At 26.8% G+C, this 585-nt stretch carries 2 protein-coding genes; one reads left to right on the top strand and one right to left on the bottom strand.

The genetic code is table 11. The annotated features are described in order from the left end of the window. On the top strand, positions 1 to 160 hold a 160-nt coding region (locus tag AMN80_RS02240; RefSeq protein WP_306452530.1), incomplete at its 5' end, for a pyridoxine 5'-phosphate oxidase C-terminal domain-containing protein. Here AMN80_RS02240 and AMN80_RS02245 read toward each other — a convergent pair. After that, positions 157 to 585, bottom strand: a 429-nt coding sequence (locus AMN80_RS02245) for a polyprenyl synthetase family protein (RefSeq protein WP_179850273.1), incomplete at its 5' end; no start/stop codon positions are given. The two genes, AMN80_RS02240 and AMN80_RS02245, sit on opposite strands and share 4 nt — an antisense overlap.

The raw sequence follows: 585 nt of genomic DNA on the forward strand, positions 1-585 counted from the left end.
TCCAGACACAAATAAAGTGCCAAGACCTGAACATTGGTCAGGATGGAGATTAATTCCAAATGAAATAGAATTTTGGTTAGACGGTGAAAATAGAATTCATGAAAGATTAAAATATAAATTTGAGCATAATAAATGGAATAAGTTTTTACTTAGTCCTTAAAAAGATCTTTCGATACTAAAAGATGTTAATTTTTTTAGAATATTCTTTTCTTCACAATCTTTAATAACATTTAAAGAATTTGACGCTAGCGAAATAAAATAATCTGCTTTTTGGTAACACTCTGATATCACATTATATTTTGTTATGAGATCTAACACAAACTTAAATTCATTTTCATTACGATATTCTTTTGTAAACAATTTTTTTAATTTTATTTTTTCATCTGAATTACATTTTTGGTTTAATATGATTACAGGAAGTGTAATTTTACCCTCAAAAAAGTCGTTTCCAATTTTTTTCCCAAATTTTTGTATTTGAGAGTTGTAGTCTAAAGTATCATCTGCAATTTGAAATGTTATACCTAGATTTTTGCCATATGAGTCTAACGCATCCTTAATTTTCTCCTCTTTCTGACCAAGTATTGC

This window comes from Candidatus Pelagibacter communis (genome assembly GCF_001179985.1).
Classification (GTDB): Bacteria; Pseudomonadota; Alphaproteobacteria; order Pelagibacterales; family Pelagibacteraceae; genus Pelagibacter; species Pelagibacter ubique_J.